We start from the raw sequence: 22,451 nt of genomic DNA on the forward strand, positions 1-22,451 counted from the left end.
GTGGGGCAGGGCAGGGGTTCAAGCCCCTGGGCTGGCGGGCGGCCCGTTCGCCGCACGGTGGGGCCCGTTCGCCGCATGCGCGTTCCCACCGGCTGAACACTCTCCCCGCGCGGTGCTCGCGCGGGCACCGTGCTTCCCGCAACCCCCTTGCTCCGAAGGCACTCCATGCTGCGCAAGACGTTCCTGTTCCTGGGTCTCCTGCTCGCTCCCGCCATCGCCGCCGCGGGCAAAGGCCCCGACCGCCACCGGCAGGTGGATGCCCTCTTCGCTCCATGGAGCGGCAAGACCACGCCTGGCTGCGCCGTGGGGATCTCTCGCGATGGCGTGCTGGATTACGCGCGGGGCTACGGCATGGCGAACCTGGAGCACGACGTTCCCATCACGCCGCGGTCGAGCTTCCTCATTGCCTCCATCTCCAAGCAGTTCACCGCCTTCTCGATCGGGCTGCTGGCGCAGGAGGGCAAGCTGTCGCTGGATGATGACATCCGCAAGCACCTGCCGGAGATGCCCGACCACGGCAAGACGATCACCGTCGCGCACCTGCTCCACCACACCAACGGTCTGCGTGAACAGGGCCAGCTGCTGAACCTGGCCGGCTGGCGGGGCGATGACGTGTACACCGAAGCAGACATCCTCTGGGCGCTGACCCGGCAACGCGGTGTGAACTTCGAACCGGGCGCGGAGGTCGTGTACGGCAATGCCGCGTACACGCTGCTGGGGGTCATCGTGCGGCGCGTGTCCGGCAGGTCGCTGCGAGCGTTCGCTGACGAGCGGATCTTCAAGCCGCTCGGTATGACGGACACCCGCTTCCGCGACGACCACACCGAGCTCGTGCCCCGGCGCGCATGGGCCTACAGCGCCCGCGAAGGCGGCGGCTGGCGGAGCAGCGTCCCCAATGTCGACCACTACGGAGCGACGGGCCTGTTCACCACGGTCGGTGACCTGCTGAAGTGGGAGCAGAACCTGATCGACGCGCGCGTCGGTGGGCAGGCGCTGAACGCGATGTTGCAGACCTCCGGCAGCCTGAATGACGGCACCGCCACGGGTTATGGCGGCGGCCTGCGGCTGGGGGATTATCGCGGCCTGCGCACGGTGGGTCACGACGGCATGGACGGTGGCTACCGCACGGAGGCCCTCCTCTTTCCGGACCAGCGGCTGGCGATCGTCGCGTTGTGCAACGGCTCCACGCTCGTGCCCGCCGACCTCACGCGGAAGGTGGCCGAGGTCTATCTGGGCGACCGCATGAAGACCGTGATGCCCCCCGCCGTGAAGCTGCCGGAGGCGGAGCTGTCAGTGCTGGCCGGCAACTACTGGAGTCCCTTGACGGATGAAGTGGTGCGGCTGGAGGTCAAGGACGGAGCGCTGCGCCAGGTCGGCGTGCCCACGGCCTTCGTGCCCATCGGCGATGGCGCGTTCCGCCCGGGCGAGTCGATGCACGTGTGGCGCTTCTCGGCGCCGACGGCCGGGTCCCCGCGCACGTTGAGCATCAAGGATGCCTGGCCGACGTTTCGGGACTTCACCCCCGTGACCGCGCCCCTGCCCGTGACCTCGGTGTTGGCCACGTTCGCTGGGCTGTACCGCAGCGACGAGGTCGACGCGACCTACACGGTGCGCGTCGCGGACGGCAAGCTGGCGATCCGCTGGCCACGCCGGGACGAGGTCGTGCTGGATGCCGTCGGCGGGGACCGCTTCGTCGGCTCGCTCGGCGCGGTGACCTTCACGCGGGCGGCGTCCGGGGGAATCGACGGGTTGACGATCAGCAGTCGTCGCCTGCGCCGTCTGCGCGCGGAGAGGCTCGGCGTCGCGGAGGCACCGAAAGCGACCGCGACCGTGGACCCGAGATGACGGGCGCCACCTTCAAAGGCACCCACCGCGAGCGCATCCAGCGTGCCCGGTTCTGACCGGGATGCACTGAAGCGCTCGGGCGCGGACGGTCAGGCGAGCAGGACCTGGAGCCCGCGAAGCAGGTGCAGCGCGGCGTCGCGCGAGGGCAGCCCGGCCTGTTCGACAAGCACGGCCTCGGGCTCCTCGCTCGCGACCCTGTGCTCCAGCTCTTGGAACGCGGCGAGACGCGCGTCCCGGACCCGCTGGCGCGCCTCGGGCGTGAGGCGCTCGGTCGCCCAGGCCTCCACGGCCCAGGACAGCTCGGCATGGCGCAGCTCATCCTCGGCGATCTGGCTCAGCGCCTCCCGCACCTGCTCATCGCGCGCCGTGCGTGCCTGCCACCCGGCCACCATCGCGCCATAGGTCTCCCCGACACAACCTTCCTGCGCGTTCTCCAACAGCAGGGCCTCCAGCGAGCGCGACGTGAACGGGGCGACCTCCACCGCGGGCACGGTGGCGCCGTGGCGTCGGGCCAGCGCCGCCGCGGCCCGCGTGTGGCGGACCTCCTCTCCGGCCGAGCGCCGGGCCGCGCGGATCAGCTCCCGGGGCGCTCCGTGGGCCTTCAGCTCCTCCGCGAGTCGGAGAAAGGCAGGCACGGAGGCCGCCTCCAACCAGGCCATCCGCGCGAAGTGGGTGCCCAGCGCGCACCGCGCTTCCGCACGCGTCGCCTGGAGTCCCTCGGGCCGACGTCCGTCGGAAGCGCATCCCGCGGCCACGGTGAAGTAGCACGCGGTGTGGGGCGGGTAGGGCTCACCGCCGTCCGGAGGCGCCGTGGGCGCGGGGGAGGCCACGCAGCGATGGGCGTCCAGCCTCTGGCACACCAACATGCAGTCCGCGCTCGTGGGGGCGCCCCCATCCGGCAGCTTTTCGCGGCTGTCATAGCGCTCCTCACGCGCGTCAAACGGGATGCATCTCCCTTCCTCTTCGCCTTCGCAGGCAATGACCGACAGGACGGGCGCCGCGAACAGCAGGCGGGCCACGGTCTGTCGAAGCAGCGGATGGGGGGCGAACGCGTTGCGCTTGTCGCTGGCCAGGGGATGTCTCCAGGTCGCAGGGGTGTGGGGACGGCGGCCGACCAGTATGACAGAGCGTTACAGCGGGTGGCGGAGAGGGTGCGACCCGGTCGGCCATGTGGGCGTCTTCATCTTCGCTTCGGACCCTGCGTCAAAAACCGGTGATGAACACTTCATCTGTCCAAAGCTCCACGGCACGGCGCGGGGGGCCGGCCACGGGGGGCACGCAGGAGTCCTGTCCTGGAAGCGCGTCTGTTCCCTGAGGGGCGTTGGGACGGTCCCGGGGCGCCCCTACCCTCCATGGGCACGTCGAACCGACCAAAGGCTGCCCCCGATGTCATACCCCCGACGCCCATGCCCCTCTCGTTTCGTCAGGCCCCCGCTCATCTTCCTCTCACTGCTGCTGTGCGGCGCCTGTGAGCCCGTAGGCAGGATCGAGGACCCCGAAGAGCGGGCCCTTCCCGGGGAGCCGTCTGCTCCGTCCGAGGAAGAGCTGCCTCCCGCGGTTCCGACCTCGTCTCCGCCTCCCCCCGCGCTCCCTCCGGCCCCCGCCGGGCTTCGCTCCGTCGCGGCCTGGGAGCGGATGTTCGTGGATGAGTGGGGCCGTGCGCACACCCGGGACTTCCTGCCCTGGAGCAACTCACGCAACAGCTGGAATTTCTACAACCTCGCCTACGGCCTCGACGCGAACACCGCGATGTTCCGGGCCACCGGGAAGAAGGCGTACCTCGACCGGGCCCTGCTCTACGTGAACAACCTGGTGGCCTCCGCCGCGCGCTCCTCGGCGCTCCCCCATAGCCAGTACAAGGACGGGTATTGGGGCTGGGCCTCAACGGTCTCAGCGCCAGCGGGGCAGGAGGTGCCGCTGTATGAGAGCTATTGCTGGCGCTATGTGACGCGGCTGTTGCGCGTCATCCGTGAGACGCCCGAACTCTACGCCGCCGACGTCTACCGCTCGCAGTACGAGCGCCTGCTGACGTTCTCGGAGAAGAACATCTTCGAGAAGTGGTTCGTGCGTGGGGCGAACGACAACCTCTATCGCAATCGCACGCACATGGCCGCTCACTGGGCCTTCATCGCCATGGACCTGTCGCGGATGACCACGGACCCGGAGCGGAAGGCCCGCTACCTGGAGGTCTTCGACAACATCAACCAGGGCCTGCCGAACTTCCCGTCGTCCCTTCGCGGGCAGATGGAGCCCAACCCCGACCACCCGACCGCCTACTTCTGGAATGACAGGTGGGGCCTGAACTCGCAGCCCGGTCAGGATGTGGCCCATGCGAACGGCGTGGTGGCCTTCATCGTCGAGGCCTACGAGGCGGACATGACGTGGACGGCGAATGACGTCCGCAGGCTCACCGTGACGCTGAACACCGTCATCTGGCCCGCGCCCCAGGCGTATGCGGAGTACGTGGATGGCACAGGGGAGGGGGATGGCTGGTTCAACGACGGGCTGATGAAGCTGGGCCGTTACGACATCAACCTCCAGCGCCGCCTGGAGGCGCATACCGTCGGGCGGAACAGCCAGTTCTTCGCCAACGGCGCGCTCAACGTGCGGCTGCTGTCCGAACAGGCCGTGCAGTAGGCCGCGCGGCGTGGTTCGGGGCACGCAGGACGAGGCCCCCCCTCCTTCGCGAATCGCGAAGGAGGGGGGGCCTTGGTGAACACCTGGCGGGGCGTGTCCCCACGCAAGGTACTTGCGGGACGCCGGTGCGGCCTAAGCTCTCCCTGCGCGCATGCCGCCGCGCAGGAGCGAGGGGTCGATGAGGCCGCACCACGTCTGGCCACTGCTGAAGCAGACCCTCACCGAGTGGATGGACGACAACGTGCCCGCGCAGGCGGCGGCGCTCGCCTACTACACGCTGTTCTCCGTGGCGCCGATGCTCATCATCGCCATCGCCGTGGCGGGTCTCGCGTTCGGGCAGGAGGCGGCGCATGGGGAGATCCGGAACCAGCTGCAGAGCCTCATCGGCGACGCGGGCGCGAAGGTCGTCGAGGATCTGGTGGCCAGCGCGAGCAAGCCCAGCTCGGGCATCGTCGCCACCCTGATTGGCGTCCTCGTGAGCGCCTTCGCCGCGACCGGTGTCTTCGTCCAGCTCCAGGACTCGCTCAACACCATCTGGAAGGTGAAGAAGAAGCCGATGAACGGGCTGCTCGCCTTCGTGCGCCAACGCCTGCTCTCCTTCGCGATGGTGCTGGGCATCGGCTTCCTGTTGCTCGTTTCGCTCGTGGTGAGCGCGGCGCTGGCGGCCGCCGGCACCTTCCTCAAGAACTTGATGCCCGGCTGGGAGGCGGTGATGCAGCTCGTGAACCTGGCCATCGCCTTCTCCGTGACCACGGTGCTCTTCGCGATGATCTACAAGGTCATGCCCGACACGCACGTCGCCTGGAGGGACGTGTGGCTCGGCGCGGCGGTGACAAGCTTCCTCTTCAGCCTCGGCAAGCTCGGGATTGGCATGTACCTGGGCAAGAGCAGCGTGTCCTCCTCGTACGGGGCCGCCGGCTCCTTCGCGGTGCTGCTGCTGTGGGTCTACTACTCCTCGCAGCTGCTCTTTCTTGGCGCGGAGTTCACCCAGGTCTACTCGCGCTGGCACGGCAGCCGGCGCGCGGAGCGCCCTGCAGCGCAGGTGACGTAGGATGCGCGGTCCCCGGTCCTCATTCTGGAGGGAGCGGGGACCCTGGTGACCATGAGCGACCTCCTCACCCGCGACCTCTCCCGGCTCCCGGACCTGCTCGAACAGGCCCGTGCGAGCGCCATCGAGTTCCTCACCGCCCTGCCCGAGCGCCCCGCGGGCATTCGCCCTGAACCGCCCGAGCCGCTCGGGCTGCCTGACGCGGGCCTCGGCGCGGAGGACGCGCTCGCGCTCTTCCGCCGCCGCTACGAGGCCGGGCTCTCCGGTTCCGCGGGGCCGCGCTACCTCGGCTTCGTCACCGGGGGCACCACGCCCGCGGCGCTCGTGGGCGACTGGCTTGTCTCCGCGTACGACCAGAACCTGAGCAACGGTGGCGACTCGCTGGCCACCAGCGTGGAGCGCGAGGCGCTGGGACTCTTGCGCTCCCTCTTCGGCCTCCCCGAGGCCTTCGAGGGCGCCTTCGTGAGTGGCGCGACGGCGGCGAACCTCGTCTCGCTGGCCACCGCGCGGCAGTGGGCGATGGAGCGGCTTGGCCACGACGTGAGTGAGGAGGGGCTGTGGGGGCTGCCGCGTGTCGCGGTGCTGGGCGGCGCGCCGCACGCGAGCGTGCTCAAGGCGCTCTCCATCCTCGGCATGGGACGACGCTCGGTGCAGGAGGTCCCCTGCCTCCCGGGCCGGCCCGTCATGGATCCGAAGGCGCTCGAGGCGCGGCTTGAGGCGCTCGGCGGCGCTCCGGCCATCGTGCTCGCGAGCGCGGGGGAGGTGAACACCGGGGACTTCGATGACCTCGAGGCGGTGGGGGCGCTGTGCCGCCGCCACGGAGCCTGGCTTCACGTGGATGGCGCCTTCGGCATCTTCGCCGCGTGCAGTCCCGCGCACGCGCACCTGCTGCGGGGGCTCGCCCACGCGGACTCGGTCGCGGCGGACGGTCACAAGTGGCTCAACGTGCCCTACGACTCCGGCATCGTCTTCACGCGCCACCTCGCGCAGCAGGAGCGTGTCTTCCGCGCGGTGGCCGCCTACCTCGGGATGGGGCCGGACCTGCTGCACCGCACGCCGGAGAACTCGCGCCGCTTCCGGGCGCTGCCCGCGTGGATGACGCTCATGGCCTACGGCCGTGAAGGGCACCGCGCCCTCGTCGAGCAGAGCTGCGCGCTCGCCCGCGGCCTGGCGGAGGGACTCGCAACGTCGCCGCACTACGCGCTGCTGGCTCCGGTGTCGCTGAACATCGTCTGCTTCGCGCTGAGAACAGGGGACGCCGCGCGACGCGACCGCCTCCTCGCGGCGCTGCAATCCGACGGGCGCGCGCACTTCACCCCCACGCAGTACGCCGGCCGCCCCGGCCTGCGCGCGGCCTTCTCCAACTGGCGCACGGGGGAGGCGGACCTCCCCATCATCCTCGCGGCGCTGGAGGCCGCAGCCTCCGAAGTCTAGGTCCCTGGACGTGGCCCGCCCAGGGGAAGCCGGGGCAATAACTCACATGCACAACGCACGATTCAGACGAACGGCCCAGTCCGCATCCGGGTTCGTCGTGCCGTCTCCGAACCGTTCCATGATGGCCGCAACCGCCAGGTCGCGCCGCTTGGGCAATCGCGCCGCATCGGCTGCCGCCAGCGCGGCCGGCATCTCCTCGCGGGTGAGGTCCGTGCAGTAGCTGGGCGCGCCAGGCTGCTGCCGCCAGGACTCCGCGAGTGTCCCCGCATCGAATGCGTCGAGCCCGGTGTCCTCGACGAGTGCCATTGCCACTTTGCGATCCGTCTCGCGATCGGCCGCAACGGGGATGGCGATGCGGTCCGGACTCCCCACGGGCTTTGCCTTCTTCGCGAAGGAGTCGGAGCCGATGGCGTTCCATGCCTTCACGACCGGCCGGCCCAACTGTTCGGCCACCCACAGGCTCTCGACCTGACCGGCTTCGAGGGTGTCGATCCTGCCGTCGCGCGCCGGATAGTAGTTCGAGGTGTCGATGACGACCGTATCGGCCGGCACCTTGGCGATCAGCGGCGCGATCTGGGGGAGACGGTTCAGGGGAATCGAGAGGATCACTGCGTCGACGTCCGCCACGGCGTCCGCCGCGGAGACCGCGCGCCCGCCGAAGGCCAGCACGTCGGCTCCGATCGTCTCCGGGCCACGGGAGTTGGCCACCTTCACGTCATGTCCGGCCGCGCTCAACCTTTGGACCAAGGTCTTCCCGATGTGTCCAACGCCCATGATGCCGATCTTCATTGGAGGTCTCCTGGTTGCACTGAAGGGGTTATTCGATCGCCGGGTGCGCCAGCGCTTCCAGCGTGCGACGAAGCTTGTCGAGGTCCTGGTCGGTGAGCTGGCAGGCCGACTTGATCTTGTCGGTGATGCCTCGGACCTCGGCTTCGAGGGAGCGGCTGCGGGGGGACAGGTCGACCAGCACGCGGCGTTCGTCGGCGGGATCGCGTTTTCGCGTGACCATGCCAGCAAGAGCTAGGCGTTTGACCAGGGGCGTAATTGTCCCCGTGTCCATGTCGAGGCGGGCACCGAGTGCGCCGACGGAAAGTGGCGCGCCATTCAACAGCTCCAGGATCACGAGATACTGCGGGAAGGTCAGGCCCAGCGGCTCAAGGAATGGCTTGTGCATTCGCGCCATCCGGTTCGCCGCGCCATAAAGCGCGAAGGAAAGCTGTGTGCCGACGCTTTGTCGTTTCGAAGCCATACTCTCCAGTTCGCAAGTATCTAGTGCTCTAGATAATGGGCTGTGCTGACTTGTCAAGGCTCAGCATCCAACTTGATGCCACGCAGGTGTCCATGCGCCTCGACGGCCTCGACGTGATGTACGTCCGGCGGTCGAGCAAGAGGGGGCCTGACGCGCGGCAAGCGGCAATGCGGACAAGCGGCGGCCTGGTTTTCAAGGAGGATGGATGTGCCTCGGCACCTGCCCGGATATTGCGCGGGAACGACCTGACTCAAGGGCTGCGGACAGATGCGCCCCTGGGGTATGTCGGGGGCCACTGGACGGGACGTGCCCAGGCTGGGGGGAGTGCGAATGCGTGGGTTGCTCGGCGTGCTGGTGGTCTTCTTGCTGGTGGGATGTTCACCCTCCGAGGGGCCCTCTTCAGAGGACGGCGGTGGGCCACTCCGGGACGCTGGGAGCACGGCGGACGCGAGCGTCGGTGAGCCGCCTCCCGACGCGGGCGCGCTGTTCGACGCGGGTGGCGATGCGGGCGAAACGCTCGACGCGGGCACCGAGCCCGATGCGGGCCTGGAGCCCGACGCCGGGGTCGAACCGGATGCGGGTACCGACCCGGATGCGGGCACCGAGCCCGACGCGGGCAGCGGCCCTGACGCTGGCACCGAGCCCGACGCGGGTGATCCTGTCGTCATGTCCGTCCGGCTCATCATGCCCGGGGACTCGCATCAGCAGGATCCGGTTGAAGTGACCTATGTGAACGCCCACCTGCGCCCCTATCTTGAGATTGGCGGTCCGCGACTGCCCGACCGCGTGGACCTGCTCCTGGACGGCGTGCTCCTCACCTCGCTGCCGGGGGGCGTCAACGCCTTCGACTGGGACACCCGGACCGTCGAGGAGGGCGAACACGCCCTGTCCGCGCGGGCGCACGTGGGGACCCGGTCCTTCCTGAGCAGCTCGCGGCGGGTGGTGGTGGACCGGACGCCGCCCCATCTCGCGCTGCGCACCCCCGAGACCGGCACGCGCGATGTCTCGGAGGACGCACCCATCCAGGCCGTCTTCTCCGAGCCCATCGTTCCCGAAACCCTCGAGTCGAGCCTGTGGATGACCCGCAACTACAAGCTCATCACGCCGGAGCGCACCCTGTCCCCGGACGGGACGGTGCTCACCCTGAAGCCGCTCCCCCAGCCCTCTCCCAGCTACGTCCGCACGATCCGCTACGCGGTCGACTTCCTCTCCTTCGCCCCCGTCACGGACCGGGCGGGCAACCCGCTCTCGTGGCGCAGCGGAGAGTGGAGCTGGGAGACCCTCCGGCTGATTCCGCTGGAGGCCCCCCTCGACGCGAACAGCGGGTACGCCAACTTCGATCCGTCGCTCCAACTGGACGCGAAGGGCCTGCCGACGGTGGCCTGGAGCGAGGGCTCCCAGTTCGGTGACTCCTCCATCTACGTCTGGCGCTTCACGGGGCAGTCGTGGGTTCCCGTGGGCCCCCCGCTGTGGGCCTCCCTGGACTGGACGCCCGCGCGAGACCCGTCGCTCCAGCTCGACGCCACGGATCATCCCGTCGTTGCGTGGAGCGAGCTGGTGGGCGAGGGCGGGCCGGTTTGCATCCACGTGCAGCGGTGGTCCGGCGAGACATGGACGAAGGTGCTGGCCCCGCTGTGTCCGACGAACGGAGCCGCCTACGGACCGTCGTTGCGACTCGATGCGGAGGGCCGGCCGGTGGTGGCCTGGGAAGAAGGCGTCGGCTCGCTCCCGCAGGGGATCCGGGTCGCGCGGTGGACGGAAGCCGGCTGGGCCTCCCTGGGCGAACCCCTCAGCGCTGAAGCCGGGGACACCGATGCCGTCTGGGCCTCGCTCCAGCTCGCGGCGGACGGCACCCCGTTCGTGGCCTGGACCGAGTCCACCGAAACCCCGGAGGGAACCCTCGGGCCGCGCCGGGTCCACGTGCGGCGCTGGTCCGACGACAGTTGGGAGCCCGTGGGCGGACCGCTCGACGCGCTCGACGGGGAGACGTCCGCGAGCAAGGCCTCGCTCGCGCTCGATGCGCAAGGAAACCCGGTGGTGGCGTGGGCGGAGTACCAGCCCGAGGGGGGGCTCGTGTCCCGGCTCTACGTCCGGCGCTGGACCGGGAGCACCTGGGAGCCATTGGGAGACGCGCTGGGCACCCAGGAGCCCGCGACCCACCTGCGCAACACGACGCTGCGGCTCGACACCTCCGGCAACCCGGTGGTGGCCTGGGACGAGGATGGCCCCGGCGATGTGGCCGACGTCTACCTCCAGCGGTGGACTGGCAGCACCTGGGGCGCGCCCGTCCGCGTGTCCTCCGCGACGCGGTCGGCCTTGCATCCCTCCTTCCAGCTCAACGCCCAGGGGCAGGTGACCATCGCCTGGGGCGAGTTCGCCGACCTCCCGACGGGCACCCCGCAGATCGTCAACTTCGTCCGTTTCCTTCCATAGGACACGACCCCGGTCCCCTGGGCGGCGCGCCGCATTGCCAGCTAAAGCAAGACTTTTCCCCAGGAGACCCCCAGTGCGTTTCAGCTCCAAGCTCCCCATATTGCCCCGGGCGCCCGCGCCCACCCGCGCCAACTCCACCCCCAATGCGGCGGACGCTCCCCGGACGCGCGCATCTCCAGACACGAAATCGCTCGTCCCCCGGGATGACCTCGCGGGGCTGACGAAGGCGTACACGAAATCGCTGCGCGACCAGCGCCCCGACGCGACCGGCACGCCCGCGGGCTTCAATGCCTTTCTCAAGGAGAAGGGCATGCGCCTCAACGTCAAGGACGAGGGGCAGGTGAAGATGCTGCTGGCCCGCGACAACAGGCCTGCCCAGTACCTGCAGGACGTCAAGACGCGGCGGCAGGACGCCTTCGATGCCCGGCGCAGGCCCGGCATCGACGCCCCCGCGCCGCAGACCCCGCCGCCCTCGGCCGGCAACCCGAACGCCATCAAGCAGATCTCCGAGGAGGAGATCCAGCAGCTCCCCAACCGCGTCCTCCAGGACTTCGCGCGGCTGGGCTACGGCAACTCCGCCCAGCTCCTGGCGAAGAGCCCCACGGCCCTGAAGCGCCTGGAGGAGACGTCCGACGCGGACGTCCGCGTCGCGGCGGGCAGCAGCAATGGTCGCTCGATGACCTCGCGCACCACGTCGGGCAACAAGGTCACCGTGTACATGGACGACGTGCTCAAGAGCGGGAACCACCAGGCGGCGGCGGGCACCTTCTTGTTCGAGATGAACAACGCGCACCGCTGGGACCGGTTCGAGACCCTGAACACCAGCGCCAAACAGAAGGTCGGCACCGCGCCCGAGTACGCGCAGAAGAAGATGGAGGTGGAGGTCGAAGGCATGCTGCACACCGGCAAATGCGCCAATGAGCTGCTGGTGGGCAAACACGCGAAGATGGAGGACATGATGACGGGCTGGTATCTGGGCGACTACATCTCCTACGACAAGAAGGTGAAGGACCTGCCCGAGAGCCTCACCAAGGATGAGCGGCGGGTGGCCATCAGCGACCTGCGCTCGGCCATCGCGCTGGAGCGGCTGGATGTGCGCCATGGCACCGGGCCCAGGTCCACGTCACACCGGGAGGTGTACGAGCGGCAGTTCAACACCGCGCGCTGAGCGGGGCCGCCCCAGCGGAGGCCCCGAAAGGGCTAACATCCCGCCCCCATGAAAGTCCTCGATCGAGGCAGTGCTCCCCATGCGCCGCTGCGACTCAGCCCTCTTGTCGGGAGCGTGCAACGCATCCGCGTCCGCACCGAGAGCCATGGCGCCATCAAGGACGCGGGCCAGAAATCGCCGCTCCCTCCCGTCCCGGGCGTCCAGATGGTGCTCGCCGCGGAGGTGCTCGGCGTGTCCACTTCGGGGGAGGTGCGCTTCCACTTCGCGCTCGAAAGCGCGGCGCTCCTCATCCAGCCCGGCACTCCGCCCCAGGCCGTGGAGAAGCTCCACGCGCAGCTGGAACCCCTGCCCGGACTGAAGGGCGAAGGCCGCGTGAGCGCGGACGGGCGCGCCCAGGGCTTCACGCTGAAGCTGCCCGCGGACATGGCCCCCCCGCTGCGCGAGCAGCTCCAGCAGGTGACGTCCACCCTCGGGGGCCTGGGGCGCATCCTCCCCACCGAAGCCGTGGGCCTGGGCGCCCGCTGGTCCCCTCCCTTGCCGGGCAAGGGGCCCCTCGCCGGTGCTCGCACCACCCTGGAGCTCAAGACGCGGGAGGCCACGGGCTTCGGCTTGAGGCTGGAGCTGGAGTCCACCTCGAAGCCCCAGCCCGCGCCGGAGAACCTCCGCACGACCCGGGGCGGCGAGTCCCTGCGAACCTATGTGCAGGGCCAGGGCGGCTGCACCTTCAGTCTGGACCGCTTGTGGCCCACGCGCTTCGAGCTGGAAGTCGAAACGCGTCTGGCATTGCGCGCGGAGGACAAGGACTCACCACGTCGCATGGACAGCTTCGCGACCCTCCAGATGCGCCTGCGTGAGCTGTCATTCAGCCCGCCCCAGGCCCGCGTCGCCAACAGCACCGCCCGGCGCTGATGGGGGAGGGGGTGGCGTCCAACCCCCTGGAATTCCAGGGCCCACGTCCGACCGCGGCAAGGGACGCAACCGCGAGGGTGCATTCTTTGATAATCGCTTGAGGGGTTCGGGTGGGCCCGACGTGAGCGGCCCTCCTCATTCTTGCTGCGCCGTACTGGGGGATGCGCATGGGTATCGACGGAACTGGCAACAATCGTCCTCGCGAGCCGCTGACGGCGCGTCGCCCCACGGTGGCTCCGCCGCCGGAGGCCCCGCCCGCGCCCGCGAATGTCGCGCCCAAGCCCGCGGCGAACGCTGTCCCGAGCAACGCGCAATCCACCTTCGACCGGACCACGCCCCGGGAAGGCCCCCAACTGGCCCCGCCGGCCAGCTCGCTGCTGACGGAGAATGCCCGGGACGCCCAGGCCAACTGCCTGGACAAGGCGGCGGACTGGGTGGACAAGGCGACCCCCGCGCTCAGGGCCCGCTCCGAACTGGTGTTCCTCAAGGACACGCGTCCCGGCCAGGAAGGGCAGTCCGGCCACGTCGTCGTCCGGCAGGGTGAGCGCGTCGTCGACCCCTCCAGCGGCAAGAGCTACGACAACCTCCAGGCCTTCCTGAAGGATCAGCCACAATACCGGCAGTCGGGGACGCTGTCCGCGAACTCGGCTCACAAGATCTTCTCCGCGGCCCCGGGCTCGGCGGAGCGTCAGAAGGCCATCACGGACGCGAAGGTCGCTCCGGAACTCCAGCGGATGATGGTCGCGGATTCGCCTCCGGGCACGACGACCGCCAGCGCCCCGCAGAAGCCCGCCACGCCCCCGTACACCGCCGAGCAGGCCAGCAAGGATGCCACCGCGCTCTACGAGGCCACGGACGGTGGCGTCTTCGGAGCCGGCACCGACGAGGACAAGATCTTCCAGACGCTCGAGGGAAAGACCCCCGAGCAGATCAACCTCATCCGCCAGTCCTACAAGGACCACTACAACAAGGACCTGGACGCCAAGCTCGAGGACGAGCTGGGCGGGGATGACTGGAAGCGCGCCCAGGCGCTGCTGAGCGCGGATGCTCCCAAGAACGACGCGGTCGTCATCCAGTCCGAACTGGACGGCGTGTTCGGCTCCTCGGAAGAGGTCCTCAAGACGCTGGAGAAGCGCTCGCCCGACGAGCGCAAGGCCATTGCCCAGAAGTTCGCGGAGCTGAACGGCGGCGCCCCCGCGGGTCAGTCCGCCGAGGACTTCATGCTGTCCAAGCTCGGCAAGGAGCTGGACACGGACGAGATGTCGCGCGCCCGGAGCCTGCTCGGCGCCAGCCAGGCCCAGACGCCCCAGCAGAAGCTGGAGCTGGAGACCCAGGCCCTCAAGGACGGCCTGAAGCGGGACATGGACGGCCTGGGCACCGACGAGGATCGCATCTTCGAGCGCCTGGAGAAGGCGACGCCCGAACAGCGCGCCCTGCTGGCCCAGGACCCCGCCGTCGCCAGCCGCCTCAAGGACGAGCTGGGCGGCGAGGACTATGACCGCGCCATGGGCCTGCTCCAGGGCAACCCCGGGCAGGCGGACGCGGCGCGCATCCGCGAGTCCATGAGCGGCTGGACGGGCGCGGACGAAAAAGGCGTGCGCAAGGTGCTGGAGGGCAAGACGCCGGATCAGCTCACCGCCATCAAGGCCGAGTACGAGAAGCAGACGGGCAAGTCGCTGGAGAGCGAGATCCGCGGCTGGGGCGGCGCGGACGCGGACGTGACGCTGCGGCTGCTCAACCCTCCCGCGCCGGGCGACAAGAAGGCCCAGGCGGAGGCCGCCGCGGAGAAGCTCCAGCTCGCCATGGATGGCGCGGGCACCGACGAGGAGGCCATCCGCCAGACGCTGGAGGGCAAGTCCAAGCCCGAGCTCGACGACATCGCCGCGGCCTACAAGCAGAAGTACGGCAAGGACCTGCGCGCGGAGCTGGACTCGGAGCTGGATGGCCGCGACCAGTTGGAGCTGCTGAACCAGAACTACGACCTGGGCGCGGTGGATCCCAATGATCCCAACGCGGCGCAGGAGCGCGTGCGCCGCCTGCGCGAACAGCAGGCGAACGAGTCGGGCTTTGGCACCTGGGTGCTCGATGGCGTCCAGCGGACCTTCAAGGGCGAGTCCGACAACGACCGCATCAACCGCGACCTGACACGGGCGGACACCGCCATCAAGAGCGGCGACACGCAGCGGGCCAACACGCTCACCGGCTATGCCGCGGACGACGTGAAGTCGCTCCAGACGAGCAAGGACTCGCTGGCGGATGGCGCCGCCAGCGCCGCCGTCGTCGTGGTCACCACCGCGGCCGTCATCGGCACGGGCGGCGCGGCCACACCGCTGGCCATCGCGGGCTATGCGGCCCTGGGCGCGGCGACGCGCGTGGGAACCTACGCGGCCCTCCAGGGTGACGCGGCCGGAGGCCAGGAGCTGCTGCGCCAGGCCGGCATTGGCGCGGTGGAGGGCGGAACGGCCGTGCTGCCCGTGGGCAAGGGCGCGGGTGCCGTGACGGCCGGTGCCCGCACGGGCGCCACCACGGCGGCGAAGGAGGTCGCCACCACCGCGGTGCGCGAAACGGTGGAGACGTCCGTCAAGGCCGCGGTCGTCCAGGGCGCGAAGGAAGGCGCCGTGGGCGGCGCCGCGGGTGGCGCCTTCGACGCGGCCACGCGCAGCGAGACGTGGGAGAACGGCGTCGGCGATGGCCTGGTCCAGGTGGGCAAGCGGGCTGTCATCGACGGCACCGTGGGGGCCGTGACGGGTGGCGTGGTGGGCGCGGGCACGGCCAAGGCCGGGCAGCTCTTCCGCGAGGTGCGGGGCAAGGGCGGGGCGCTCCAGACCGACGGCCCCAACATCCGCTTCACGACCTCCGAGGGTCGCGTCTTCGAAGGCACGGTGACGCCGGAGAACGCCAAGGACGTCCTCAAGATCGTCAAGGCCGCGGACCTGCGCACGGGGAAGACGACCGGCAGCTACGAGGTCCGTCAGGCCATCCTGGAGCGCTCGGGCGGCAAGGTGGGCACCTTCGAGGCCTTCACCGTCGGAGAGCCCCCCAAGGACGGCTCGCTGTGGAAGTGGCTGGAGGAGCCCAAGAACTGGGTCCCCGAACGGCGTGAGTTCCAGCAGAAGCTGCTCAACACCGAGCTGGACAAGGCGCAGACGCTGTCTGATCGCCTGGAGCCCAACACCGTCTACGCCCTGCGCGGCAACACCGCCGCAGGCAAGACGACGGCCGTGAAGAACGACCCGCACCTCAAGAGCAAGGTCCTGGACGACCAGGGCGAGCTGAGCGGCGCCCTCAACCCGGACCCCATCAAGGCGCAGATCGCCGAACAGCACGGCGGGAAGATCTCCACGTCCCAGGCGCACGTGGAGGGCTCCATCATCTCGCAGCGGGTGGAGACGGAGATGCTCTCCCGGCCGAACAGCTCGGTCGTCTACGACAAGCGCTTCGCTGGTGAGAGCGACATCCCGCGCATGTTGAAGGCCGTGGAAGGCCGCAACGTGAAGATCGTCGACCTGGAGGTCCCGCTGGAGACGTCCAGCGTCCGGGTGCTCATGCGCAACCCGGGCACCGCGGACCCGCTCGTGCCGTTCGACGCCGTGGAGGGCGGCTTCAAGGGCGTGCGCCAGAATCGCGCCGAGCTGCTCGCCGGGCGGCCCGGCGAGTTCAAGGGCGTCATCGAGAACGAGAAGATCACCGACTACAAGCTCCTGGTGACGGACAGCAGCGGCAAGCAGGTGCTGGTGGCGGAGAAGCGCGGCGGCACGTGGTTCGGGCCGGACACGCCGGAGAAGCAGGCCCTCTTCAACAAGGCCGTCACGGAGAACCCCGCCGCCGAGGCCGACCGCGTGAAGAACACCATCATCGACGACGCCTTCATCGACCGGCAGGTGGGCGGCATCACCAACCCCGACTTCGCGCAGAAGATGCGGGCCCGCCTCACCGAGTACAAGGGCAAGACGCTGGGAGAGGCGCTGGAACAGCACTCGAAGAAGACAGCGTGAGCGCAGCGGGTGCCCGCTTCATCCATGGGTTGAAGCGGGCCGCTCGCGGCCTTAGCCTGAATGAGTGTTGCACCCTCGAGGAACGCGCATGCCGACATCAGCCGAAGACACCCTGAAGCAACTCCGCGACGCGCTCCAGCAGCGCAAGGAGACCGAGCGGGAGCAGGTGACGAAGGCCCGGGCCACGTCCGGCAAGGAGCCCTTCGACATCGAGAAGTTCCGCGCCGTCTACAACGTCGCGTGGGACCGCGGAGACGCGCCGCTCACGCCCTCCGCCATCGAGGACTACGAGCGACGGTACTACCTGGAATCGCCCCAGGTGAAGACGCTCCAGCAGTTCGCGGAGCGCCTGGCCTGGCTGCGCGACAACGACGCGACCTGAAGCACTTCCCCGGGAGGGCACCTACTTCACGGGGAAGAGGTGCAGGTAGGGCTTCGCCTCCTCGAAGACGCGCGCGACCGAGGGCCTGGCGAGGAGCCGCTCGAAGTACGCGGTGAGGTGCGGGTGCTGGAGCGGCTCGACGCGGGCCGCGTAGAAGAGCGCGGGCGCCGCGGCGCAGTCTGCGAGGGTGAACGCATCGCCGACCGCCCAGGCCCTGCCTCGCAGGCGCGCGTCGAGGACGTCGTACGCGGTGCGCAGCGTGCCGCGCGCGCGTTCGACCCCGAGCCTGTCGTGCTCACCGTCGGGCCGCAGCAGGTCGGTGACGACCTTGCCCACCGGCTCGTTCACGTGCAGGTCGAACACCCGGTCGAGGAACCTGCACTCCAGGGCCGACTCCCGGTCGGAGGGGATGAGCCCCGGGTCCAGGTGCTCGATGATGATGCTCGACTCGGCGACGACGCGGCCGCCGTCCTCGAGCACCGGGAAGCGGCAGAACGGCCAGAGCCGCGCGAGCGCCTCTCTGTCGGTGGCCGCGCCGAGGTCCACGAAGCGCCGCTCGAACGGCAGCCCGAGTTCATAGAGCGCGATGAGCACCTTCTGGCAGAACGAGGAGAGCGGGTGGAAGTGGAGCGTGCGCATCAGCAGCAGCCCTCGATCCAGAAGTGGTGGCCGTTGGAGCGGAAGGGCACGCCGAGCTCCGTGCACACCTCCGCGAGAAGGTCCGGGCTGAAGAAGGCATTGGCCAGGTGCGCGACGCGGCCCTCCTCGAAGCGCACACGGGTGAGCGCGCGCACGGCGTCTCCGTCCACGTGCGAGTACCAGTGCAGGAGGATCCAACCGCCGCGGTGCTCGCGGGCCTCCACCCGTGGCGCGACGGCGCGCACGCCCTGGATGAAGCGCGGCTCGATGCCGCCGCGCCGCTCGGCGTCCACCATCCGCTCGACGCCGAAGAGCATGCCGTACAGCACGGTGCGCCGCGCCGCCTCCGGGCCGTACTGCGTCGTCGCCCCCACCACCTCGACGATGGCGCTGTCCAGCAGGAGCCCCGTGAGCGCGTCCAGGTCGCCCGCGTTGAAGGCGGCGCAGAAGGCATCGAGGGCGCCCGGGGCAGGCGCGCGCGCTGACGCCGCCTCGGGGTCCGAGAGCTTGCCACGCCCCCGGTGCAACGCCGCCTTCACCGCGCCGGTCGTCGTCGAGAGCGTCTCGGCGATGTCCTCGAGCGAGAGGTCGAAGACGTCCTTGAGCACCACCGCCGCGCGCTCCTGCGGCGCGAGCCGCACGAGCAGCGTCCCGGCCGCCTCACGGGTGGGGCGCGGGTCGGCTTGAACGGGCGCGGCCTCCGTGGGGGCCTCCTCCGGCCGTGCCCGGCGCGCGCGGTCGATCCACAGGTTCGAGGCGACGCGCAGAAGCCACGCGCGGGGGTTGGGCGGAGAGGCGCCCAGTTGGCCCAGCGTGACGAAGGCGCGCGCGAGGGCGTCCTGGGTCAGGTCCTCGGCATCCCACGGGCTGCGGGTGAGGTAGCGGCTGTAGCGGTAGAGCTCCGAGCGGTGCGGCTCGTAGACGTCGAGGAAGCGCTGCCACGAGCTGCGCAATGTCGTCGGGAGTGGGTCTGGCGGTGGGGTCATGCCGGGAGAACGGATGGGGACGCCGGAAGGATACGTCCCCCTCTCTTTTCCAACGGCGCGAGGAACCTCCCCACCTTGGCCTACGTGGTGTACCCCCTGGTCCGGGCCACATGGCGTCCCGGCTTCAGGCCGGGATGAGCTCCACGGGGAGCGTCCGGGGCCCGTGGATGGTGAGCCCCGGGAGCCACTCGATGTCCTGGGAGCGCAGCCGCAGGGCGCGGATGCGCGGGACGAGTGCCTCCAGCGCGAGCCGGGCCTCCAGCCGCGCGAGCTGCGCGCCCAGGCAGAAGTGGATGCCGTGGCCGAAAGAGAGGTGCTGGCTTGCCTTGTCCCGGCCGGGAAGAAAGGCGTCCGGCTGCTCGAAGACGCGCTCGTCGCGGTTGGCGCTTCCCACCAGCCCCATGACGAGGCTGCCCGCCGGAATGGGCGTCCCGGACAGCTCCACGTCCGACGTCGCGACGCGGAAGGCGAACTGCGCGGGGGGCTCGTAGCGGAGCACCTCCTCCAGGAAGCGGGGGATGTGCGCGCGGTCCGCCCGGGCCTGCTCCAGGTGCTCGGGGAAGCGGGCGAGGAGGATGGCCGCGTTGCCGATGAGCTGCGCCGTCGTCTCCATGCCCGCGGGCAGCAGCAGGAAGAGGAAGGAGAGGACCTCCGCGTCGGTGAGCCGCTGTCCCTCCACCTCGGCCCGGAGCAGGTCGCTCACCATGTCCTCCCCTGGCTGGCGGCGGCGCGCGGCGATGACGTCCCCCAGGTAGTCCTCCATCTCCTTCACGGTGTCGCGGATGTCCTGGTGCTGCGCGGGCAACGCGGAGGTGATGAGGCCCATGTTCACCGACCAGCGCTTGAACCCGGTGAAGGTGGACGGCTCCAACCCGAGCATCCGGCCAATGATGTTGCGTGGCAGCACGAAGGAGAAGGCATCCACCAGGTCCACCTCGCGCTGGTGGACGGCGGCCTCGGCCAGTGTCTGGGCCTCGTGGCGCACCTGGGCCTCCAGCCGCGCCATGCCGGTAGGGCCGAAGGCGCGGCTGAGCAGCGCGCGAAGCTGTGTGTGGCGCGGCGGATCCCGGGTGACGAGCGAGCGGGCCACCGGGTTCGGGCCCAGCCAGGGCGGCTCCGCCGTCGTCGCGAGCGCCTCGGAGGAGAAGCGCTGCGCGTCCTTCTGCAAGGTGCGCACATCGTCATAGCGGGCGGCGGCGTAGGCGCCGAAGGGGGCGATGCGGCAGAGCCCGGGCTCCGCACGCATGCGCGCATACCGGGCGTGGCGCTCGGCCTCGGTGGTGGGGGCGAACAGGTCGTACGTCTGCACCGGCATCTCCGTGGGGGTGGTCGCCGCGACGAGTCCTCTCGCGGCGGAGGTGCCCCGGTGGCCCGGAAGGGCAGGGGGCTCCACGAAGGGATACGGACGATGCCCTCGGGGCTGGCTGTGCGGGCGCGGAACCGCGATCCCCTGGCGCCGACTTATGCTTGCATGTCGCGCGCACCCGCGAAGGTCCGCGGCGCATAAGGCACCCATGGGATACAGGCTGGTCATCTTCGACTTCGACGGCACGCTCGCGGACAGCGCGGACTGGATGCGCGGCATCTTCAACGACGTGGCCCGGCGCTATGGCTTTCGCAGCGTCAGCGCGGAGGAACTCGAGGCGCTGCGGGGGCAGGACACCCGGGCCATCGTCGCGCACCTCGGCGTGCCCGCGTGGAAGATGCCCTTCATCGCCGCGCACATGCGCAAGCTCGTCACGCGCGACGCGCACCGCATCCCGCTCTTCCCGGGGGTGGAGGCGCTGCTTGAACAGCTCCAGGCGCGGGGCATTGCTCTCGCCGTGGTGAGCTCCAACTCAGAGCAGAACGTGCGCCTCGTGCTCGGGCCGGTGGCGTCCGCGCGCATCCGCCACTACGCCTGCGGTGCGGGCATCTTCGGCAAGCGCGTGAAGTTCCGGAAGGTGCTGAAGGCAGCGGGCGTGCGTCCCTCGGAGGCCCTCTCCGTGGGCGACGAGGTGCGAGACATCGAGGCCGCCGCGGCCGAGGGCATCGCCACTGCCGCGGTGACGTGGGGCTACGCGACGGAGGCGCTGCTGCGCTCGCGCGCGCCCACGCTCGTCCTCACGCACTTCGACGAGCTGTCGCAGGCCGTCGCGCCGTTCCCTGGCGCCTGAGGCGCGGCACCGCCGTTCGCGGACACGCCCTAGCGCGTGGTGTTGCGCAGGTACTGCGCGTAGAAGCGGATGGCGGCGGCGTGGCCCGCGACGGAGAGCCGCTCGTCGCGGCCGTGCATGCGCGCGAGGTCCTCGCGGGTCATGCGCACGGGCATGAAGCGGTACACGCTGTCGCTCAAGGGATGGAAGTGGCGGGAGTCGGTGGCCGCCACGGTGAGGAAGGGCGCCACCAGCACGTCCGGGAACACCTGGCGGATGCTGCGCTGCAACTGCCGCCAGCCCTCCGTGTCCAGTCGCGACACCGGCGAGGCCTCATCACCCTCCGCGAGCAGCTCCACGCGCGCGTCGTCCACCACGTCGCGCACGTGGGCGCGCACGTCCTCCAGGCTGTCACCCGGAAGCGGGCGGACGTTGAGCACCGCGCGCGCCTGTGAGGGCAGCACGTTGGGCTTGGGGCTGCCTTCGAGCATGGTGGCCGCGAAGGTGGTGCGGATGCTGGCGTTCGTGGAGGGCGCCTGGGCCATCTGCCGCTCGATGAGGGGCGCGAAGAGCCAGGTGTTCGCGAAGAGCAGGCGCTTGCCGAAGCCCATCTCCGGCCCCACGTGCTCGAACAGCGACAGGGTCCCGCCGCGCAGCCCGGGCTCGAAGGGGTGTTCCTCCAGGCGCACGACGGCGCGGGCGAGGATGCCCGCGGCCGTCTGCGGCGGCGGCATGGACGCGTGCCCGCCCGCGCTGCGCACCACCAGCTCCACGCGCGCCGAGCCCTTCTCCGCCACCCCCACCAGCGCCACCGGTGCGTCCACGCCGGGCACGAGCCCCACGCCGATGGGGCCTCCTTCGTCCAACACCGACTCGAGGCGCACGCCACGCTCGCGCAGCAGTTTGGCCACGAGGGCGGCGCCGTCGCGCCCGCCCACCTCCTCGTCCGCGCCGAAGGCAAGCAGCACCGTGCGGCGCGGGCGGTGGCCCTGGGCGAGCAGGCCCTCCACGGCCTCCAGGATGGCGAGCACGCTGCCCTTGTCGTCCAGCGCCCCGCGCCCGTAGACGTAGCCGTCCGCCACCACCGCGCCGCCGAAGGGCGGGTGGCTCCAGGTGGCCTCCGCCTCCGCGGGCACCACGTCCAGGTGGCCCATCAGCAGCACGGGCTGCAAGCCGGGCTCCGTGCCCTTCCACGTATAGAGGTGCGAGTGCGCGCCCACGGTCTCGTGCCCGAGCTGCGCGTGCACGAGGGGAAACTGCGCGACGAGCTGGGCGTGCAGGGCCTGGAAGGCGGCGTCCTCCGCGCCCGTGCCGTCGGAGGCGGCGACGGTGCGGTGGCGCAGCGCCTCGGCGAGGCGGCCCGCGGCTCCGGTGGCATCCACGGAGAAAGGCTCGGCGGGCTCGGCGGCCACCTGCCGCGAGCCGAAGCGCAGCGTGCGGACGACGAGTCCGCCCACGAGGAGCAGCAGGAGGGCCAGCAGGGCAAGAAGGACACGCTTCATCGGCTCTGAACTCCGGGGAGGGCGCGGCCGAGCGTAGCAGCAGGCGCGCCGTGTGCACCTGCTGCCTCCGCCTCAGGCCCCCCTCGATA

The 22,451-nt window shown here is 70.3% G+C and carries 17 protein-coding genes; 10 read left to right on the forward strand and 7 right to left on the reverse strand.

Features of this window, described 5'->3' with window-relative positions; translation table 11 throughout:
- The first annotated feature begins 165 nt into the window (after positions 1-165).
- Positions 166-1,845, forward strand: coding sequence for a serine hydrolase domain-containing protein (locus D7Y13_RS00005; RefSeq protein ID WP_120581866.1), 1,680 nt, complete (start codon positions 166-168; stop codon positions 1,843-1,845).
- 89 nt (positions 1,846-1,934) lie between these two features.
- Here D7Y13_RS00005 and D7Y13_RS00010 read toward each other — a convergent pair whose 3' ends face one another.
- Positions 1,935-2,864: a hypothetical protein gene (locus D7Y13_RS00010; RefSeq protein ID WP_120581865.1), complete on the reverse strand. Its 930-nt coding sequence runs from the start codon at positions 2,862-2,864 to the stop codon at positions 1,935-1,937.
- Between the two features lie 616 nt (positions 2,865-3,480).
- On the opposite strand from D7Y13_RS00010, the gene D7Y13_RS00015 reads away from it, so the two are divergent.
- From D7Y13_RS00015 to D7Y13_RS00025, 3 genes are all read left to right on the forward strand, one after another.
- Complete coding sequence (locus D7Y13_RS00015) at positions 3,481-4,482, forward strand: hypothetical protein (protein ID WP_233595213.1); 1,002 nt, start codon at positions 3,481-3,483, stop codon at positions 4,480-4,482.
- Between the two features lie 178 nt (positions 4,483-4,660).
- On the forward strand, positions 4,661-5,533 hold the full coding sequence (locus D7Y13_RS00020) for a YihY/virulence factor BrkB family protein (RefSeq protein WP_120537272.1): 873 nt from the start codon (positions 4,661-4,663) through the stop codon (positions 5,531-5,533).
- 51 nt (positions 5,534-5,584) lie between these two features.
- Positions 5,585-6,964, forward strand: coding sequence for a pyridoxal phosphate-dependent decarboxylase family protein (locus tag D7Y13_RS00025; RefSeq protein ID WP_120537274.1), 1,380 nt, complete (start codon positions 5,585-5,587; stop codon positions 6,962-6,964).
- A gap of 42 nt (positions 6,965-7,006) precedes the next feature.
- Here D7Y13_RS00025 and D7Y13_RS00030 read toward each other — a convergent pair whose 3' ends face one another.
- Both D7Y13_RS00030 and D7Y13_RS47600 read right to left on the reverse strand, forming a co-directional pair.
- A complete protein-coding gene (locus tag D7Y13_RS00030) occupies positions 7,007-7,753 on the reverse strand; it encodes an NADPH-dependent F420 reductase (protein WP_120581864.1) in 747 nt (248 codons plus the stop codon).
- A 28-nt stretch (positions 7,754-7,781) separates the two neighbouring features.
- A complete protein-coding gene (locus D7Y13_RS47600; RefSeq protein ID WP_120581863.1) occupies positions 7,782-8,213 on the reverse strand; it encodes a MarR family winged helix-turn-helix transcriptional regulator in 432 nt (143 codons plus the stop codon).
- 330 nt (positions 8,214-8,543) lie between these two features.
- Between D7Y13_RS47600 and D7Y13_RS00040 the strand changes: the two genes are divergently transcribed.
- The 5 genes from D7Y13_RS00040 (at position 8,544) to D7Y13_RS00060 (ending at position 17,100) form a co-directional block, all read left to right on the forward strand.
- Entirely contained in the window at positions 8,544-10,646 is a 2,103-nt protein-coding gene (locus D7Y13_RS00040; protein WP_120630609.1) for an Ig-like domain-containing domain, read from the forward strand.
- 73 nt (positions 10,647-10,719) lie between these two features.
- Entirely contained in the window at positions 10,720-11,814 is a 1,095-nt protein-coding gene (locus D7Y13_RS00045; protein WP_147444129.1) for a hypothetical protein, read from the forward strand.
- A gap of 114 nt (positions 11,815-11,928) precedes the next feature.
- The gene (locus tag D7Y13_RS00050; protein WP_120581860.1) at positions 11,929-12,723 is read left to right on the forward strand and encodes a hypothetical protein; all 795 of its coding nucleotides are present in this window, start codon (positions 11,929-11,931) and stop codon (positions 12,721-12,723) included.
- A gap of 167 nt (positions 12,724-12,890) precedes the next feature.
- Positions 12,891-16,718 (forward strand): XopAJ/AvrRxo1 family type III secretion system effector zeta toxin, encoded by a 3,828-nt coding sequence (gene xopAJ / locus D7Y13_RS00055; RefSeq protein ID WP_120630610.1) that lies wholly within the window; start codon positions 12,891-12,893, stop codon positions 16,716-16,718.
- 88 nt (positions 16,719-16,806) lie between these two features.
- Positions 16,807-17,100: a hypothetical protein gene (locus D7Y13_RS00060; RefSeq protein ID WP_120530824.1), complete on the forward strand. Its 294-nt coding sequence runs from the start codon at positions 16,807-16,809 to the stop codon at positions 17,098-17,100.
- A 21-nt stretch (positions 17,101-17,121) separates the two neighbouring features.
- Here D7Y13_RS00060 and D7Y13_RS00065 read toward each other — a convergent pair whose 3' ends face one another.
- From D7Y13_RS00065 to D7Y13_RS00075, 3 genes are all read right to left on the reverse strand, one after another.
- Complete coding sequence (locus tag D7Y13_RS00065; RefSeq protein WP_120581858.1) at positions 17,122-17,739, reverse strand: glutathione S-transferase family protein; 618 nt, start codon at positions 17,737-17,739, stop codon at positions 17,122-17,124.
- Positions 17,739-18,692, reverse strand: a complete 954-nt coding sequence (locus D7Y13_RS00070) for an RNA polymerase sigma factor (protein WP_233595212.1) — start codon at positions 18,690-18,692, stop codon at positions 17,739-17,741. The genes D7Y13_RS00065 and D7Y13_RS00070 overlap by 1 nt, the downstream gene beginning before the upstream one ends.
- A gap of 157 nt (positions 18,693-18,849) precedes the next feature.
- Positions 18,850-20,118 (reverse strand): cytochrome P450, encoded by a 1,269-nt coding sequence (locus D7Y13_RS00075; protein ID WP_147444127.1) that lies wholly within the window; start codon positions 20,116-20,118, stop codon positions 18,850-18,852.
- Positions 20,119-20,239: 121 nt separating this feature from the next.
- Here D7Y13_RS00075 and D7Y13_RS00080 point away from each other — a divergent pair, with 121 nt between their 5' ends.
- Complete coding sequence (locus D7Y13_RS00080) at positions 20,240-20,881, forward strand: HAD hydrolase-like protein (RefSeq protein ID WP_120581855.1); 642 nt, start codon at positions 20,240-20,242, stop codon at positions 20,879-20,881.
- 29 nt (positions 20,882-20,910) lie between these two features.
- Here D7Y13_RS00080 and D7Y13_RS00085 read toward each other — a convergent pair whose 3' ends face one another.
- The gene (locus tag D7Y13_RS00085) at positions 20,911-22,362 is read right to left on the reverse strand and encodes a M20 family peptidase (protein WP_120581854.1); all 1,452 of its coding nucleotides are present in this window, start codon (positions 22,360-22,362) and stop codon (positions 20,911-20,913) included.
- Between the last annotated feature and the right edge of the window lie 89 nt (positions 22,363-22,451).

Source organism: Corallococcus praedator (genome assembly GCF_003612125.1).
Lineage (GTDB): Bacteria > Myxococcota > Myxococcia > Myxococcales > Myxococcaceae > Corallococcus > Corallococcus praedator.

Coding starts and splice junctions, on each gene's coding strand:
- xopAJ (WP_120630610.1), top strand. CDS start 12,891: ATGGGTATCGACGGAACTGGCAACAATCGTCCTCGCGAGCCGCTGACG.
- D7Y13_RS00040 (WP_120630609.1), top strand. CDS start 8,544: ATGCGTGGGTTGCTCGGCGTGCTGGTGGTCTTCTTGCTGGTGGGATGT.
- D7Y13_RS00005 (WP_120581866.1), top strand. CDS start 166: ATGCTGCGCAAGACGTTCCTGTTCCTGGGTCTCCTGCTCGCTCCCGCC.
- D7Y13_RS00030 (WP_120581864.1), bottom strand. CDS start 7,753: ATGAAGATCGGCATCATGGGCGTTGGACACATCGGGAAGACCTTGGTC.
- D7Y13_RS00060 (WP_120530824.1), top strand. CDS start 16,807: ATGCCGACATCAGCCGAAGACACCCTGAAGCAACTCCGCGACGCGCTC.
- D7Y13_RS00020 (WP_120537272.1), top strand. CDS start 4,661: ATGAGGCCGCACCACGTCTGGCCACTGCTGAAGCAGACCCTCACCGAG.
- D7Y13_RS00080 (WP_120581855.1), top strand. CDS start 20,240: ATGGGATACAGGCTGGTCATCTTCGACTTCGACGGCACGCTCGCGGAC.
- D7Y13_RS00025 (WP_120537274.1), top strand. CDS start 5,585: ATGAGCGACCTCCTCACCCGCGACCTCTCCCGGCTCCCGGACCTGCTC.
- D7Y13_RS00085 (WP_120581854.1), bottom strand. CDS start 22,362: ATGAAGCGTGTCCTTCTTGCCCTGCTGGCCCTCCTGCTGCTCCTCGTG.
- D7Y13_RS00065 (WP_120581858.1), bottom strand. CDS start 17,739: ATGCGCACGCTCCACTTCCACCCGCTCTCCTCGTTCTGCCAGAAGGTG.
- D7Y13_RS47600 (WP_120581863.1), bottom strand. CDS start 8,213: ATGGCTTCGAAACGACAAAGCGTCGGCACACAGCTTTCCTTCGCGCTT.
- D7Y13_RS00015 (WP_233595213.1), top strand. CDS start 3,481: ATGTTCGTGGATGAGTGGGGCCGTGCGCACACCCGGGACTTCCTGCCC.